Below are 17775 nucleotides of genomic sequence, written 5' to 3'. Positions count from 1 at the left end.
TGTTGCACTGCCAATCGACAGCGGCACGGTGTGCTGTATATGGTAAACCGGTGTCATTGGCAATGTGCAGTGCGACATTGTGAGCGCGATACCGAAGTGGCCCTGGGAGGGGTAGATGCAGCAGATGCGCCAAAACCGTAGGAAAAACCGGATATTGCAGTCCCTGTGCCGCTGTCTGGCGGTGACCGCCGCCGCCCTGGCAATGGTCAGCGCGCCGGCCTGGTCGGCAGAGCACGCAAGCGCCGACACGGCCGCCGAACAGACCAGCCGGATCACGCTGTGGCCGCACGGGATAGCACCGGGAGACAACGCATTGCCGCAGCCACAGCGCATTGTGGACCGCAGCAGCGATGCCGCCCTGCCCGACCGCTATATCCAGAACATCAGCCAGCCCTATCTAGTGGTCTACCGTCCCAAACGGCCCAACGGCATCGCGTTGCTGGTCACGCCCGGCGGCGGCTATCAGCGCATCGTGCTGGACAACGAAGGCAGCGCGCTGGTGCCCAGCTTCGTCGACCAGGCCGGCATGACCCTGTTCGTACTGCGCTACCGGTTGCCCGGCGAAGGCCACCCGAATGGCGCCGACGTGCCACTGGCCGATGCGCAGCGCGCGCTGCGACTGATCCGCGCCAATGCGGGCCGCTATGGCATCGATGCGCAGCGGGTCGGAGTGATGGGCTTTTCGGCCGGCGGCCACGTCGCCGCGAGCCTGGACACGCGGTATGCCGCGCAGGTGTACCCGGCGCAGGACGCCGCCGATGCGCTGAGCGCGCGGCCGGACTTCACGTTGCTGATCTACCCGGTAATCGACATGGACAGCGCCAATGCGCATATGGGTTCGCGCGAGCGCCTGCTCGGCAAGACGCCCAGCGCCGCGCAGGTCGGTGCGTATTCCCCGCAGTTGCACGTGGATGCGCGCACCCCACCGACCTTTTTGCTGCACGCGCAGGACGACACCGTGGTGCCGGTGCGTAACAGCTTGCTGATGCACGACGCGCTGCTGCGCGCCGGCGTCGCCAGCGAACTGCATGTCTTTCCGCAGGGCGGGCATGGCTTCGGCACTGCCAGCACCACCGGGCTCACTGTGGCCGCATGGCCGCAGCTGGCGCAGGCGTGGATTGCGCACGTCACCAAGACGCGGACATCTGCATCTGCAGAGGCAGCGGGCTCTGCACCGGCACCGGCACCGCCATCTGCATCTGCATCTGCATCTGCGTCTGCGTCTGCGTCTGCGTCTGCGTCTGCGTCTGCGAAGGACATGGTGCGATGACAGCGCAGCCCATGCCTGACCCGCGACGCCGCACGCTGCTTTGCGGCGGCCTGCTCGCCACTGCTGCCGCGACGTTACCGGGCGTCGCTGTCGCCGCACTGCCACCGCGACGCGACGACAGCGCACCGCTGGCACAGGTGCGCAGCGGTGCATTGCGCGGCTATCGCGACCAGGGCATCTGCGTGTTCAAGGGCATCCCGTACGGCAGCGACACCGCCGCGCGGCGCTTCCAGGCAGCGCTGCAGGAAGCGGCCTGGCAGGGCGTGCGCGATGCCAGCGCCTACGGCGCCGCTGCACCGCAACCCAAGGCCAGCGAACCCACCAGCGAGGACTGCCTGTTTCTCAATGTCTGGACACCCGGCCTGCGCGATGGCAGCAGGCGGCCGATCCTGTTCTATATCCACGGCGGTGGCTACACCACCGGCTCCGGCAGCGACCCGCTCTACGACGGCGTGCGTTTGTGCCGGCGCGGCGATGTGGTGGTGATCACCGTCAATCACCGGCTCAACCTGTTCGGTTATCTGTCGCTGGCGCAGCTGGGCGACGCCAGCTTTGCCGACTCCGGCAATGCCGGGCAACTGGATCTGATCCAGGCGCTGCAGTGGGTGCGCCAGCACGCGGCCGAATTCGGCGGCGATGCCGGCAATGTCACCGTGTTCGGCCAGTCCGGTGGCGGCGCCAAGATCGCCACCCTGATGGCGATGCCCGCCGCACGTGGCCTGTTCCATCGCGCCTGGACCATGAGCGGGCAGCAGGTCACCGCGGCAGGGCCGCGCGCTGCCACCCAGCGCGCGCAACTGCTGCTGGATGCGCTGAAGATGACGCCAGCCGATCTGCCGCACCTGCGCACGCTGCCGGCGGCACAGCTGCTGGCTGCTGCGCAAGTGCGCGACCCCTCACGGGTGGAAAACAGCGCACTGTATTTCGGCCCGGTGCTGGATGCGCGCAACCTGCCGGTGCATCCGTTCTGGCCGACCGCTCCGCTGCAGTCGGCCACCATTCCGATGGTGATCGGCAACACCCGCGATGAAACGCGCGCGTTTCTCGGCAACGATGCGAAAAACTTCGCACTGAGCTGGGACGAGTTACCGGCCAAGCTGGAAGCCCAGCAATATGTGGACCTGTTGCCGCAGGTGGTGATTGCCGAATACCGCCGGCTGTATCCGCACTATTCGCCATCGCAGGTGTTCTTTGCCGCCACCACGGCCGGGCGCTCGTGGCGTGGCGCAGTGGAAGAAGCCGAAGCGCGCGCGCGCCAGGGCGCACCGACGTGGGTGTACCAGCTGAACTGGGGCTCGCCACTGGATGGCGGCAAGTTCGGCGCCTTCCACACGCTGGATATCCCGCTGGTGTTCGACACCATCGGCCAACCCGGTTCGCGGACCGGCAGCAGTGCCGATGCGCAGCGCATGGCCGACCAGATGTGCGCTGCGTTGATCGCATTTGCGCGGCAGGGTGACCCCAATCATCGCGGCGCCCCCCGCTGGCGGCAGTATTCGTTGCAACGCCGCGAGACGTTGCTGTTCGATGTGCCGAGCCGGATGGAAAACGACCCGCGCGGTGGCGAACGCCGGCTGTATCAGCAAGCGCCGTTTATTCAACGTGGCACGTTCTGAGCGCTTGTTTTGCGAGTCAAACACAGCGCCTAGCAAGTGCATACGGACGGTGCGCGCTCCATCACAGGGCCGGAGCGATACATGTCCGATTCGGGCCCCGGCCATGCGACGGCTGCGATCGCGCAGCAGCCTTTAGAGCGACCAATAAAACCTAGCGGGCAGTTGTCAGGTGGGTGCCGATGGCGCGAAGGAGTAGTGGTACCTGCCGCACCGAGCATCAGATTCGCCAGTCTGGCGGCTGCACAGACGTTTCGTTAGCTGCTCTTATTCGATCTTGAGGTGATCCATGCGTCATGACTCCGCTATCCCGTCGCTGCTGCAGATTGCACTGGCAGTTGCATGCCTTCCGTTCGCTGATGCCGCAGCCGCCGCCGTGGTCGACACGTCGCTCGCCACGGCATCTACCACCAACACCTCAAACAGTAACGCGCCGGCCGCCACACCTGCGTTTGCCGCCAGCAAGATCGTGCTGGTGGGCGACTCCACCACGGCGGTGCAAGGCGGCTGGGGCCCGAGTTTCTGCGCGCAGCATGTGACCTCGTTCCTGAGCTGCCTCAACCTGGCACGTGGGGGACGCAGCACCTCGAACTATCGCGCCGAGGGCTCGTGGGAGATCGCGCTCAAGGAGCTGCGCAGCGGCGGCTATCGCCAGGTGGTCGTATTGATCCAGTTCGGTCACAACGATCAACCCGGCAAGCCCGGGCGCTCCACCGACCTGGCCACCGAGTTCCCAGCCAATCTGCGCCGCTACGTGGCCGATGCACGGGCCGCCGGTGCCGTGCCGGTGTTGGTGACGCCGTTGACGCGGCGGCAGTTCGAGGCAGGCCAGTTGGTGGATGACCTGGGCCCCTGGGCGCAGGCCACGCGTGCGGTCGCGCGCGAGTTGCAGGTGCCGCTGGTGGACCTGCATGCGCGTAGCCGCGCCCTGGTGCAAGGCATGGGCCCGGTGCTGGCAATGCGGCTGGCGCAGCGACCTGCCGATCCTGAGCAGGTGTTTGCCGCGCAAGCGGGCACCACCATCGGCAAGACGCCGGCGCAGACGATTGCGCCATCTCCTACGTCGGTGTCGAAAAGCGCTTTCACTAATAAGGCCGCTGCAACAGCGCAGGACAATGCCAGCGCCGAACCGCTGGGCCAGGCCAAGCTCGCGTTCGACTACACGCATCTCGGCCCGGACGGGGCAGACCTGTTTGCCGCAATCGTGGCCGACGAACTGGCCAGACAAGTGCCGGCGTTGCGGCCGCTATTGATTCCGTGAGTGCCTGGTCAAGCGAAACCAGTAGCCCGGCCTCCCATCGGGAACAGGTGGTATGCAGCGCCGCATGAAAGCCTTGAGTCGTCCATCGCCGAGGAAACAATGCACATGCATTCCTCCTACGCATCGTCGTGTTCACTTCGCAGCTTCCATGGCAAGCGTACGCATGCGCACTTGTCTCCTCGCCACGCGCGGGTCTTAACTCAGGCAGGCACAGGCGCATCGGCTTCGATCACCTGCTCGCGCTTGAGCTCTTCCCACACCGCTGCCGGAATCGCCACGCGCATCGAGGCTGCATTCGCACGCGCCTGCTCGGCCGTGCGCGCACCTGGAATCACTGCAGACACCACCTTCGGCGCAGCGGCAAACTGCAGCGCTACCGTGCGCAGGTCCATGCCATGGCGGTCGCAGACGGCGAGCGCTTTCTGGCGCATGGCCGGTGCCCATTCCGGCACGGTGCCGTCGTACAGATACCGGTCGCGGCCGGCCAGGTAGCCTGCCAACAACGGCGCCCCGACGACGACCGACGCGCCGTGCCTTGCGATCTTCGGAAAGGTGTCGTGCAGCGCATGCGCGTGGTCGAGCAACGAGTACTGGCAGGCCAGCAGGAAGATGTCCGGATCGGCCTCTTCGATCGCGCGCAATGCAGGCTCGGGGCGATTGACGCCGAAACCCCAGGCCTTGATCAGGCCCTCCTTGCGCATCTTGGTCAGCTCCGGCATCGCGCCCTTGGCCGCTTCGACGAAGCGTTGCTCCCACGGCATGCCCAGGTCTTTTTCGTTCTCCGGCGACAGGTCGTGGATGTAGACGATATCGATCTGCGATACGCCCAGGCGCTGCAAGCTGTCTTCGATGGAGCGACGCACCCCGGAGGCGCTGTAGTCGTAGCGATAGTCGAAGGGCGATGGCTGCTGCCACATCGTCTTCGGTGGCGTGTCGGTGGCGGTGAGCAGGCGCCCGACCTTGGTCGACAGCACGTAATCATCCGCAGCATGCGTGTGTAGATGATGGCCGGTGCGGCGCTCGGATAGGCCCAGGCCGTACCACGGCGAGGTATCGAAGTAACGTACGCCGGACTCCCACACGGCGGCCAGGGTCGCTTCGCTTTGCGCATCGCTGGTGGGCGCAAACCCATTGCCGATCGCCACGCCACCAAAGCCAAGACGGCTCGCAGGGCGATAGCGCGCGCCCTTGGCGACTGGATTGGTCGGCAACGCGGCCGCGGCGGTCTTGCCGCGCGTGGGCATCACGCTGCCGGGCGCGGAGGTCTGCGCCAACAACGGGGCGGCGGCCAATGCAGCGGTGCCGGCAGCGGCGGCGGAAAGAAACTGACGACGGGTATTCATGAGGGAATCCTTGCAACGACGCGATGCACAAGGATGGTCCCGCCTGCGTGCAGACAAGGTCAGGCAAGGGCCCCAAGCGTCTACATGCAAGCAACGAACAGGCCGCATGCAGACTCAAGCAATCGGGTCGGTCGATCGCTGGCGTCCACACGTGGCAGCAATTGCTGGCATCGAAGCGTGTGCGCACCCGGAATGGGCGTGTTGACTGGTCCGATGCGCTGCATCGCCTAGCGTCGGCTGGATCGCTGCCAACGCATCCGCTGCAGTGGTTCGACGTGCCTCAGCGCCTTTCCAGCGGCTGCAGCTGCGCACGCGGCGGGCCATCGCCCAGCCATAGCGTGCCCACGCTGATCGGCAAGCTGAAGCGACGCGGGCCGGCGCTACCCGGATTGATGTACAGCACGCCGTCGCGTGTCTGCACCGATGGCTTGTGCGAATGTCCGCTGATGATCACCTCTGCAGCAACATCCGCTGCCAGCGTTTTCAGATCGTGCAGCACATGGATGCGCACGCCGGCGATCAGCAAATCCAACGTTTCCGGCAGCTGCGTTGCCCACGGCGTGTTGTCGATATTGCCGGCGATCGCATGTAGCGGTGCCAGCGCCTGTAGCGCGGTGAGGATCTCCGGCTTGCCCACATCGCCGGCATGGATGATCGCCGCGCAACCCTGCAACGCAGCCACGGCCTCGGGCCGCAGCACGCCGTGCGTGTCGGAGATCAGGCCAATGCGTAAGGCGGCAGCCATCATCGGTGATGGGTAAAGGTGGGAGCGTTGAGGATGCACTGCCGGGTGATGCCGTTGCGTCAACGGACCTCCCTTCCGCGCGGCAGTCACGTGTCCACCGCCCAATCCGCACGGCCGCGGTTGCCCGGCACGCCGTGGCATGCCGGGTAGCAACCGACTCAGTGTATTGCGCGCGCTTGCCAGGCCCAGACGCTGTTGGGATCGCCCTGCAGCCCGCGCCGCTTGCTCGCACGCGCCAGTTGCCAGTACGCCCATGCCACTGCCAATGCGATCAGGTCCACGACCAGGACCGTGGCGTCCTGCCACGGCAGCGCCACACCAGACGCGGAAGCACAGCTGGCCAGCGGAATCAGCGCGGTGAGTACAGCGCAGGCCAGCAACACCTCGTATGCGCCACGTGCGGTGGGGCGGATCAGCGCCCACGCCAGCACCGCCGCAAAGACCGCGTAATAGACATCACGCTCCTGTCCCGGCGCAAGCAGGCGTGCGGCGATGAACACCGCCGAGATGCCGGCGACGCTGCCCAGGCACACACCCACGGTGAGCCGCGCCATTGCGTGGGTGCGGCGCGGTTGATCGACCAGCCGACGCTTGCGGCGGGTTTCGATCCACAACAGGTTGCCGCTGTAGAACAAGAAGGCGCCACCCAGGCCGAGCAGGAAATACAGCCAGCGCACCGGGGCATGCCCGAAGTTGCCGAAGTGTAACGCCTGCAAGCCGCGTAACGCGGCGGTGCCGGGCGACATCGTGGCTGGCGCCAACACGCGCAACACTTGGCCGGTGGTGGCATCCAGCGCAACCCCACCCAAGGTGTTGAGACGGTGCTGGTCGTGACGGCCATAGACCTCCACCCGCGCATTGGCGTCGCCGGCATCGTGGTAGGCCAGGCTCTCCGGCACGAAGCCCGGGCTGGCCGAGCGTGCGCGTTCCAGCAGGGTCGCAACCGGCAACAGCGGTGCAGCGCGTTTGGCTGGCGCCACATGCGGTGCGAGCTCGAAGTCCGGCTCCAGGATCTGCATCAACTTGCCGTCGAATACCAGAAACTGAAATGGCGCCAGCAGCAACACGCCCAGACACAGCACTGCGCCGGACCAGGCAAAGATCACATGGAACGGCAGTGACAGCATGCCGACCAGATTGTGCGCGTCCTGCCACAGGCGCTTGAGGTTGGCGCCAACCCGTAACGCAAACAGATCCTTGAAGAACACCGGCGCATACAGCACCACGCCGCTGACCAACGCCAGCCCGTACAACACACTCACCACGCCGAACAGATAGGTGCCGGCCACGCGCGGCAGGCCTGCGGTGAAGTGCAGGTCGTAGAGAAAGTCGGCAAAGCCCACGCGTTGCGGCAGCTCCAGCAGGCCGCCATCCGGCGCTGCCTGGTATTGGCGCATGCCGCCGCTGGCATCGGCTTGCGCGCCGTACCAATACAGCCGTGGAATCGGCCCGTGGTCGCCCGGCAACAGCAGCAGGAACGCGTCGGCCACTTGCGGATGCGTGGCGATGACCGTGTCCAGCAGCGACTGCGCAGCGTCCACCGGATCGTTTGGGGCCTTCTCGATCACCGCTGGCGCAACCTGCCAGGTGCTGAGCTCATGGGTGAACACGGTGATCGCGCCGGCATAAAAGGCGATGAACAACGCCATGCCCGCCAGCAGACCCATCCAGCTGTGCACCGACAGGAATGCGCGTAACGTCGCGGCCTTCATGCCTGCAGCTCCGTCCAGCCCAGCAGCTTGATGGCAGCTAGCGCGAGATAACACAGCACCGTCAGCCCACCCAGCCAAAGCCAGGCACGCGCGGCGCTACGAAACGCGAACGGCCACGCCATTGCGCCGATCCACACCGGAAACATCAGCAGCAACCACGCCAACGTGTACGACTGGCGCGGCCCCGGTAGCAACAGCGCGCACAGGCCGACCGCGCCCACCGCCAACGGCAGGCCCAGCACCAGCGACGCCAGCCATCTAGCCCACATGCCGCACCTGCCTGCGTTGCGCACGCGCGTGCCGCCACATGTCCACGCACGGCAGCACGATGGCCGCCAGCATCAGCGTGGTCAGCGCGGCAAAGATGCCGGCCCACGGTCCCAGGACCGCGATGGCGCAAACCAGTGAGAGTGCGAACACACCACAACCGCCTACACGCAGCGCACGCACCAGGGGTGCCCGTGGTTGCCATACGTGCTGATGGCTGGTTGCCAGGTAAAACGCGCTGGCCGCGCCTGCAGCGGCAAGCAGATACGCACAGGTCATTAGCCAGATCATGCGATCACCCGCTTGCACGCAGCTATGCAGGCGCCTGGCGTGGCGATCGCGGCAATGCGCGGCCCGGCGGCTTGCACAGCCGGGCGCCACTGCGCGCCGCATAGCACGCTGGCGCACGTGCGGGCACGCACCACAGGCCTGGATTCAATGAAATCGTTCAACACACGCACGCGCAACTCCCGTAAAGACGGTCCACGGAAGGCATGGCGGCGGCTGTGCCCAGCCACCCTCCCCGAGCGGCATGAGGCGCGAATTTAGCAGGTGCCTCACCGCCGGACCAGTCGTCCGGCGGTGAGGTTGTGCATCAGCCGTGCGGCGTGAGCACAATGACGCCCAGCGGCGGTAGCAACAATGGCAACGACTGGGCGTGGCCGTGCATGGATTGATGCTCGGCGCTCACCACGCCGCCGTTGCCGAGATTGGCACCGCCATAGATGCCGGCATCGCTGTTGAACACTTCGCGCCATTGGCCACCCTGCGGCACGCCGATGCGATACCCCTGCTGCACCACCGGGGTGAAGTTGATCACCACCAGCACCGGCGCGTCGCCGCGTTTGCCCTTGCGCAGAAACGCCACAACGCTATTGGCCGCATCGTCGCCAACCACCCAGGTAAAACCGGCCGGGTCGTCGTCGTGCACGTGCAATGCCGGGTATTCGGCGTACATGCGGTTCAGATCGCGCACCAGCGTCTGCACGCCGCGATGGCGCGGGTCGTCGAGCAGGTGCCACGGAATGCCGCCGTCGTGATTCCACTCGGTAGGCTGGCCGAACTCGCAGCCCATGAACAATAACTTGCGCCCAGGGTGGGTGAACATGAAACCCAGGTACGCGCGCAGGTTGGCGAAGCGTTGCCAGTCGTCGCCCGGCATGCGGCCCAGCAGCGAGCCCTTGCCGTGCACCACTTCATCGTGCGAGATCGGCAGCACGAAGCGCTCCGAGTAGGCATAGACCATGCTGAAGGTGAGCTCGCCGTGGTGGTAGCGGCGGTAAATCGGGTCCAGCCCCGCGTAATGCAGGGTGTCGTGCATCCAGCCCATGTTCCACTTGTAGTGAAAGCCCAGGCCGCCGTGCGCCACATCGGCCGTGACGCCGGGAAAGGCGGTGGATTCTTCGGCAATCATCACCGCGCCCGGGGTGTGCTCGCGCACTACCTCGTTGAGCCTGCGCAGGAACGCGATGGTTTCGTAGTTTTCGCGGCCGCCATGGATGTTGGGCACCCACTCGCCGGCATTGCGGCTGTAGTCGCGGTACAGCATCGAGGCCACCGCATCCACGCGCAGGCCATCGACGTGGAAGCGCTGCAAGAACTCCAGCGCGCTGGCGATCAAAAACCCGGATACCTCGCGGCGGCCGTGGTTGTAGATCAGCGTATTCCAGTCGCGGTGGAAGCCTTCGCGCGGGTCGGCGTGTTCGTACAGCGCGGTGCCGTCGAAATGCGCCAGGCCGTGTGCGTCGGTGGGGAAATGCGCCGGCACCCAGTCGACGATCACGCCGATGCCTTCCCGATGGCAGCGGTCGACAAAGCGCGCAAAGCCATCCGGCGAGCCAAACCGCGCCGTCGGTGCGAACAAACCCAGAGGCTGATAACCCCACGAGCCGCCGAAGGGATGCTCGGTGACCGGCATCAGTTCGACGTGGGTGAATCCCATATCGGCCACGTACGGAATCAGCCGGTCGGCCAGGCCATCCCAGTCCAGGTCCACGCCTTCCTCGCGCAACCAGGAACCGGCGTGGATCTCGTAGATGCTCATCGGTGCGTCGTGCGCCTGGCGGCGCGCACGCGTCGCCATCCAGCCGTCGTCGCTCCACTGGTGCGGCGTGGGGTCGGCCACGATCGAGGCAGTACCGGGCGCAAGCTCGGCACGGCGCGCGACCGGGTCGGCCTTGGCCGGCAGCTCGTGACCGTGCGGGCCGCGCAGCTGATATTTGTAATGCGCGCCAGCGCCGACGTCGGGCACGAACAGCTCCCACACGCCGGATTGGTGGCGCAGCCGCATCGGGTGGCGTCGCGCATCCCAGCTATTGAAGTCGCCCACCACCGCCACGCGCGAGGCATTGGGCGCCCACACCGCAAAGCGCGTGCCGCGCACGCCGTCAACCTCAACCACGTTGGCGCCCAGCGCGTCAGCCAGCTGCAGGTGGTGGCCTTCGCTGATCAGATGCAGGTCGAAGTCGCTGAGCTGCGGCCCGAACGCGTACGGGTCGGCGGTCTCCTGCTCGCCACCGGGCCAGCCGATGCGCAGCCGATACGCGCCCTGTGCCGGCAAGTCGCCGGCAAACAAGCCGGCCTCCGGCCCCGCCTCCAGGGCGATCGTCTGCCCGTCATCCAGCACCGCGCTCACACGCTCGGCGCCCGGCAAGTAAGTACGCAACACCCGCCCGGCATCGGTCGGGTGCGCGCCCAGCACGGCGAAGGCATCGCCATGGCGCGCTTCGGCCAGGGCGCGTACCACGCCGGGGTCCCATCGATTGTTCACTGCTGTCATCACTCCACTCATCATGTGTCTCCTGCACCGGCACGCGCGCGTTGCAGGATGCGTCGCAAGCCTTCGATCGGCACCATCAACCAGCCCGGTCGATTGGCCGCTTCGTAACGCACCTCGTAACAGGCCTTCTCCACCAGGAACAACAAGGTGGCTGCATTGAATGCCGCCGGCGCGATCCACGGATGCGCACTGGCGTCGAGCACGGCATGGTAAGCGTCCAGGAACGCCTGCGTGGAGCGGCGGCGGAACTGCACCAGAAATTCATCCAGATGCGTGTCCACACCAACGCCTGCGCGTGCGGCCGTCCCTTCTTCGCCCCGTGCCGAGACCTCGCTGGCGTAATCGAGCGAGCGCAGGAACCCGGCCACATCGCGCAACGGGCTGGCCTTGGCGCGACGTTCGGCCAGCGGCTTGGCCGGCTCGCCTTCGAAGTCGATCAGCACTACATCGTCGAACGCCACCAGGATCTGGCCCAGGTGGAAGTCGCCATGTACGCGGGTCAGCAGCGAATCGGCCAGTGCGCTTGGCGCCTTGGCCAGCAAGCTGTCCAGCTGCGGGCGTTCGGCGAGCACCGCTTCCAGTACCTCGCGCTCGGCCGCGTCTTCGCTGCCGGACAAGCGCGTTTGCACCAGCTCCCACATCTCCTCCACCTGCCGCGCCACACCAGCCACGACATCGTTGGCCGTAGGCAGATCGATCCGCTGCGGTGCGAAGTCCGCATCGTCTGTCTGCCGCGACAGCACTTCGTGCAACTCCGCCAGGCGCTTGCCGACCACCGCGGCGAACGCGTCGTAGCCGGCAACGGCTTCAGCGCGCGACTCGTCGGTCTGTGCGGTGGCGTATTCGTCGAAACTGCGCGCCAGATGATCCAGCGTCCAGCGCCAAGCGTCGCCCTGATTGCGGATAAAGCCCTGCAACAGCGCAATGGTGGTGATGGTGCCCTGCCCGTCGACGCGGCTGACGCTGCCCAGCAGCGGCGCCGCATTGGCGTAGCCCAGCTCGGTCAGGCGGCGGCCGATTTCAATTTCCGGGTTCGCACCGATCGCCACATGCCGCAGCAGCTTGAACACCGCCTTGTCGGCGACCACCAGCGAGCTGTTGCTTTGTTCGGCCGACAGCCAGCGGATGTCCGGATCGGCCGGGATCTCCAGCTTGGCCAGCGCCGGCGTCGCTTCGAATCGCACCTGGCCCTGCTGCGAGGCATCGTCACCATCGCAGAAGTCCAGCGTCGCATCGGTGCGCAACGCATCGATCACCCCGCGCACCATCGGCTTCAGCGCGAACGCGTCGGTGAGGTAGCCCACCTCGCGCCCCTGCCGCACCCGCGCCAGGGCCAGCTGTTCGGCCAGGGTGCTGGGCTGGTCGCGTTCCCACACGATGCCGATCGGCAGCATGTACGAGGCGTGGTGGCCGTCTTCCAGCTCCACATCCAGTTCCAGCAGGCTCATTGGCTCATCGCCCGGCAGGGGTGTGCGGCGCGAGATGCGCACATTGCGCAGTGCCTGATCCTTGGACGAGAACCAGCGCCGTGCCGATAGCCATGCCGGCAGGATTTCACCCTCCAGGGTGGGCAGATGCGGCAGCAGTGCGTTGCTTTCGTCGGTGTCGCTGCGCAGCACCAGCGTGCGGTAGTCCGGCAGTGGCACCGGGCTGGGCACGTGCCAGTCCGGCAAGGTGCCTTCGCTGACCAGTTGGAACGCGTAGAAACCGAATGGCGGCACCGTGAGCAAGTAAGTCAACCGGCCAATCGGCGGGAAGCTGCCGCCGCCGATGATGTCCACCGGCACCCGGCCTTCGAACTCGGACAGATCCAGCTCCACCGCCTGTAACGTGTGCGACAGGTTGGCCACGCATAGCACCGTTTCGTCCTGATAGCAGCGCAGGTACGCCAGCATGCGGCGATTGCCCGGGTACAAGAAGCGCAGCGTGCCGCGGCCGAAGGCCTGGTAGCGCTTGCGGACGCTGAGCACGCGGCGGGTCCAGGTCAGCAGCGAATGCTGGTCGCGGATCTGCGCTTCCACATTGACCGCCTGAAAGCCGTATAGCGGGTCCATCACGGGCGGCAGCACCAGTTGCGCGGGATCGGCGCGCGAGAAACCGCCATTGCGATCGATCGACCACTGCATCGGAGTACGCACACCATCGCGGTCGCCCAGATGGATGTTGTCGCCCATACCGATCTCATCGCCGTAGTACAGCACTGGCGTACCCGGCATGGTCAGCAGCAACGAGGTCATCAACTCGATACGGCGGCGGTCGCGCTCCAGCAGCGGCGCCAGGCGGCGACGGATACCCAGATTGATGCGCGCGCGACGATCGGAGGCGTAGGTCTGCCACAGATAATCGCGCTCCGAATCAGTGACCATTTCCAGCGTCAACTCGTCGTGGTTACGCAGGAAAATCGCCCATTGGCAGCTCTCCGGAATCTCCGGGGTTTGCCGCATGATGTCGGTGATGGGGAAGCGGTCTTCGCGCGCGATCGCCATGTACATGCGCGGCATCAGCGGGAAGTGGAATGCCATATGGCATTCGTCGGCGTTCTGGCCGAAGTACTGCTGGGTGTCTTCCGGCCACATGTTGGCCTCGGCCAGCAGCATGCGGTCCGGGTATTCGGCATCCAACGTGGCGCGGATCTTGCGCAGGATGGCGTGGGTCTCGGGCAGATTCTCGTTGGAGGTACCGGAGCGCTCGATCAGGTACGGCACCGCGTCCAGACGCAGCCCGTCCACGCCACGATCCAGCCAGAAGCGCATCACTTCCAGTACCGCTTCCAGCACGGCGGGGTTGTCGAAATTCAGGTCCGGCTGGTGCGAATAGAACCGATGCCAGAAGTACTGCCCGGCCACCGGGTCCCAGGTCCAGTTGGACTTTTCGGTATCGCAAAAAATGATGCGCGTGCCTTCGTATTCCTGATCGGTATCCGACCACACGTAGAAGTCGCGCTCCGGCGAGCCGGCCGGCGCGTTGCGGGCGCGCTGAAACCACGGGTGCTGGTCGGAGGTATGGTTGATCACCAACTCGGTGACGATGCGGATGCCGCGCGCATGCGCCTGCGCCACCAGCTGCTCGAAGTCGGCGATGGTGCCGTAGTCTGGATGCACCGCCATGTATTCGGCGATGTCGTAGCCATCATCGCGGCGCGGGCTGGGGTAGAACGGCAGCAACCAGATGGTGTCCACGCCCAGTTCGGCAATGTAGTCCAGCTTGGAGATCAACCCCGGAAAATCGCCGATGCCATCGTCGTTGGAGTCGAAGAACGACTTGACGTGCACCTGATAGATGATGGCGTCCTTGTACCACAGCTGGTCGGCGACAACTGCCGACTGTTCTGCGTCGGCCTGTAAAGCGGGAACTGCATTCATGCGACCTCTCCTGCGCGGATGCGCCATAACGCGAACGGTCGCGTTGCCTCTACACGGATGTGCTGGTATTTGCCTTGCCACTCGAAGCGGTGCCCATCCCACAGATCTTCCACGGCAACGGTGGCGTGATCGGGCAGGCCCAACTCCCACACCGGGATTTCGATATCCGCATCCTGGCCGGCATGCGGGTCCAGGTTGACTGCCACCAGCACCATGCTGCGGCTGCGCGACAGATACCCGGCATCCAGGAACTTGCCGAAGTACAGCACCTGGTCGTTATGCGCCTGGTAGAAGCGCGTCCCCAGATGTGACTGCAGCTCGGGGTGCATGCGCCGCAGCTGATTGAAGCGGGTGATCTCGTCGACGATGTCGCCGGGCGCGCGCTCAGGCCAGGAACGCAGCTGGAATTTCTCCGAGTCCAGATACTCTTCCTTGCCCGGTGCCAGCGGCGTGGCTTCGCATAGTTCAAAGCCCTGGTACATGCCCCAGAGGCCCGACAGCGTCGTGGCCAACGCAGCGCGAATCAAATGCCCATTGCGCCCGCTTGTCTGCAGGAACAGCGGATTGATGTCCGGCGTATTGACGAAGAAGTGCGGGCGGAAGCACTCGCGCGGCACACCTTCGTTCAATTCCTGCACGTACTCCTGCAACTCGTGCTTGTGGTTGCGCCAGGTGAAATACGTATACGACTGCGAGAAGCCGCATTTGGCCAGGCGATACATCATCTTCGGCCGAGTAAAGGCTTCGGACAGGAACACCACGTCCGGGCGGCGCCCGCGCACATCGGCAATCAACCACTCCCAGAACGGGAACGGCTTGGTGTGCGGGTTGTCCACCCGAAACAGGGTGATACCTTCGTTGACCCAGAACAACACCGCATCGCGCAGTGTGTTCCACAGGTCGGGCACCGCGCCGCTGGCGTAGAAATCGACGTTGACGATGTCCTGGTATTTCTTCGGCGGATTCTCCGCATACGGAATGGAACCATCCGCGCGCCAGGTGAACCAGTCCTTGTGATCGCGCAGCCACGGGTGGTCTGGCGCGCACTGGATCGCGAAATCCAGCGCCACCTCCAGGCCATGCGCACGCGCCGCCTGGATCAAGCGACGGAAACCGTCCAACCCACCCAGCTCGGCATGCACTTCGGTGTGGCCGCCATCGGTGGCACCGATCGCATACGGGCTACCCGGTTCGCCATCGACGGCAGTCACCGAGTTGTTGCGACCCTTGCGGTTTTTCGCCCCGATGGGATGGATCGGCGGCATGTACAACACATCGAAGTTCATCGCGCGGATGTGCGCCAGCCGCCCAATCACATCGTCGAAGGTGCCGTGCCGGCTCACATCGCCGCTCTGCGAACGCGGGAACAGTTCGTACCAGCTGGCAAAGTGCGCCGCGCGGCGTTCCGATTCCACCCGGTAAGTCACTGGGGTCTCGGAGCGGAACGGCTTGTCGTCGGCCAGTGCCATTGCCTGCGCGGTGTCCGGCTCCAGCACGATGGCCAGCTGTTGCAACGGTTCGCTCTGTGCACCGATGCGGGTGAGAATGCCCTGCAGACGCTCGGCCAACGTGCCGGTGCTGCGCGCATGCGCGGCCTGCACCACGGCCACCACTTCCTGCACGTCCACCGGCAGTACGGTATTGGCGGCACGTTTCTTTTCCAGATCCGCATGCAAGGTGGCAAACACATCGCGCCAACCTTCCACGCGGAATTCGTAGGTGCCGATGCGCTCCAGCGGAAACTCTGCGCGCCAGCGGTCATTGCCCAGCGCACGCATCGGTGCGCTGGACCAGGTCTTGGCATCGGCAGGCCGCCACAGCACTGCCACCGCGATGCGGTCGTGCCCGTCGCAGAAGGCATCGGCTTCCACACAGATGCGGTCGCCGACGGTGCGCTTGACCGGGAAACGGCCGTTATCGACAGAAGGCGTCACCGATTCGATGCACACCCGTGGCCAGGTAGCCGCCGTCTGCGCACGTGGGCGCATGCGCGGCACTGCCAATACATGGCGCGCCGGCACGCTGCGGTACACGCGCACCTCGCCCGGCTCCAGGGCGTCCAGCGTTGCGCCGGACAAGCTGCGGCCATCTTCGGCCACCAGCGCCTCGGCATCGCCCAGCAACCGCAACAGATCCGATGCCGGCACCGGCACCACATGCCGCGTGTCGCCGTTGATCAATAACAAGGACGGCAAACCACCCAGCGGCTCCACCGCAACCGCGGTCAGTCCGGTGGACTCGCGTAGCAGCGGGCGCAGCCGCAGACCGGCATTGCTGGGCGGCATGCCGTCGGGCGCGCGAATCGACTGGGGTAAGGCGGACAAATGCGCATCGTCCAGCAACCAGGAACCGCCCAGCGCCCGCGCCAGTTGCCAGTGCTGTTCGGGCGAAGCCGCACGCTTGCCGTCGGGCGCATCGAGCACCGCAATGACCTGCGACGCCAATGCACGGAGCGCCGTGTCTTCGTCGAAGAACCAGCTGCCGCGCCCGTCCCACCAGGTCAATGAGGAAAACGCCGCATCGAAGCCGGCACCGGACAATTGCTGCAAGGCTTCCAGGCCCAGCCCCGGCGTCCACGCCGCAAACACCACCTCCGGCGCCTGCGCATGCACGCGCGCAATCAATTCACGCCAGCGTTGGGCCGGTACCTGCTGAGGCTGCAACAGTCGGAAGCCGCCGACGCCCTGCCCGACCCACTCCAGCAGGCGCGCGCTCCACCACTCCACCAGCGCCGCACCTTCCTGCGCATAGGTAAAGCGTGCCTCGGCCACCTCCGGCGTGGCACGCGGCTGGCGCGGGTCCGGCACCGCCGTGCTGCGTGCGCGGAACCACTGCGGGTTGTCGCGCACCACAGCGCTGGCGCCGCCGACTTCATCCAGACGCACGTCGATCAGTAGCTTGACGCCTGCACGGTCCGCGGCCTGCGCCGCCTCACGCAGACGGCTATCTTGCGCACCGGTCTCGGCCGCCGGCTCGATCAGGCGTCCCTCCGCATCGCGCGCAAATGGCGCCGCCATCACCACATAGTCGCAGCCTGCCTCACGGGCTGCAGCGCAGCGTTGCTCCAGGTCGGCAGACGACGACGCATCATTGAGAACACAGATCCGCATGGCGCCTCCTCAGCGGGTAACGGTGCGCGAACGCACCGTAACGATGGAAGCCATGCCGCGCGCGTCGTGCAGCTGCATCGCGGCCTCCCGCCGACGGAGCGCCAGCCCAACACCTGCGTGGACCGATCCCTGCCGCCCTGCCTTCTGCCAGCTCGACACCCGACCGACCCTGCTACTTGTGACTGCACTCATGCGCAACTCCGCGACGATTCTTGACCCATGCAGTCAAACACTCCCACTGCGAATTTCATGTGTCGGTGGAATTGACGAAAATCAAACAAGCGCGGCTGTGCCGATATCGACATGCCTGGTT

11 protein-coding genes are annotated in these 17775 nt (G+C 65.7%); 3 read left to right on the top strand and 8 right to left on the bottom strand.

The window, feature by feature from the left end; genetic code table 11:
• The first annotated feature begins 115 nt into the window (after window positions 1-115).
• The 3 genes from BJD12_RS13370 (at window position 116) to BJD12_RS13360 (ending at window position 4144) form a co-directional block, all read left to right on the top strand.
• Window positions 116-1270, top strand: coding sequence for an alpha/beta hydrolase (locus BJD12_RS13370; RefSeq protein ID WP_005989692.1), 1155 nt, complete (start codon window positions 116-118; stop codon window positions 1268-1270).
• A complete protein-coding gene (locus BJD12_RS13365; RefSeq protein ID WP_005989694.1) occupies window positions 1267-2886 on the top strand; it encodes a carboxylesterase/lipase family protein in 1620 nt (539 codons plus the stop codon). The genes BJD12_RS13370 and BJD12_RS13365 overlap by 4 nt, the downstream gene beginning before the upstream one ends.
• Before the next feature lie 286 nt (window positions 2887-3172).
• Window positions 3173-4144, top strand: coding sequence for a rhamnogalacturonan acetylesterase (locus tag BJD12_RS13360; RefSeq protein WP_005989697.1), 972 nt, complete (start codon window positions 3173-3175; stop codon window positions 4142-4144).
• 200 nt (window positions 4145-4344) lie between these two features.
• Here the strand turns inward: BJD12_RS13360 and BJD12_RS13355 are convergent, their stop codons facing one another.
• From BJD12_RS13355 to BJD12_RS13315, 8 genes are all read right to left on the bottom strand, one after another.
• Window positions 4345-5487, bottom strand: coding sequence for an aldo/keto reductase (locus tag BJD12_RS13355; protein ID WP_005989698.1), 1143 nt, complete (start codon window positions 5485-5487; stop codon window positions 4345-4347).
• 280 nt (window positions 5488-5767) lie between these two features.
• Window positions 5768-6232: a metallophosphoesterase family protein gene (locus tag BJD12_RS13350; protein WP_039422852.1), complete on the bottom strand. Its 465-nt coding sequence runs from the start codon at window positions 6230-6232 to the stop codon at window positions 5768-5770.
• A 158-nt stretch (window positions 6233-6390) separates the two neighbouring features.
• Window positions 6391-7944: a PepSY-associated TM helix domain-containing protein gene (locus tag BJD12_RS13345; RefSeq protein WP_005989701.1), complete on the bottom strand. Its 1554-nt coding sequence runs from the start codon at window positions 7942-7944 to the stop codon at window positions 6391-6393.
• Entirely contained in the window at window positions 7941-8213 is a 273-nt protein-coding gene (locus BJD12_RS13340; protein ID WP_005992767.1) for a hypothetical protein, read from the bottom strand. Before BJD12_RS13340 ends, BJD12_RS13345 begins: the two co-directional genes overlap by 4 nt.
• Complete coding sequence (locus tag BJD12_RS13335) at window positions 8203-8502, bottom strand: hypothetical protein (RefSeq protein WP_005992769.1); 300 nt, start codon at window positions 8500-8502, stop codon at window positions 8203-8205. The genes BJD12_RS13340 and BJD12_RS13335 overlap by 11 nt, the downstream gene beginning before the upstream one ends.
• A 304-nt stretch (window positions 8503-8806) precedes the next feature.
• On the bottom strand, window positions 8807-10990 hold the full coding sequence (gene glgB / locus BJD12_RS13325; RefSeq protein ID WP_042828043.1) for a 1,4-alpha-glucan branching protein GlgB: 2184 nt from the start codon (window positions 10988-10990) through the stop codon (window positions 8807-8809).
• 11 nt (window positions 10991-11001) lie between these two features.
• Window positions 11002-14352: a maltose alpha-D-glucosyltransferase gene (treS, locus tag BJD12_RS13320; protein ID WP_005992774.1), complete on the bottom strand. Its 3351-nt coding sequence runs from the start codon at window positions 14350-14352 to the stop codon at window positions 11002-11004.
• The gene (locus tag BJD12_RS13315) at window positions 14349-17462 is read right to left on the bottom strand and encodes a maltotransferase domain-containing protein (RefSeq protein WP_005992776.1); all 3114 of its coding nucleotides are present in this window, start codon (window positions 17460-17462) and stop codon (window positions 14349-14351) included. The genes treS and BJD12_RS13315 overlap by 4 nt, the downstream gene beginning before the upstream one ends.
• Between the last annotated feature and the right edge of the window lie 313 nt (window positions 17463-17775).

The sequence above is a fragment of the Xanthomonas vesicatoria ATCC 35937 genome (genome assembly GCF_001908725.1).
Classification (GTDB): domain Bacteria; phylum Pseudomonadota; class Gammaproteobacteria; order Xanthomonadales; family Xanthomonadaceae; genus Xanthomonas; species Xanthomonas vesicatoria.
Note: the sequence above shows the minus strand (reverse complement) of the source record. Positions and strands in the feature narration are given on the sequence as shown.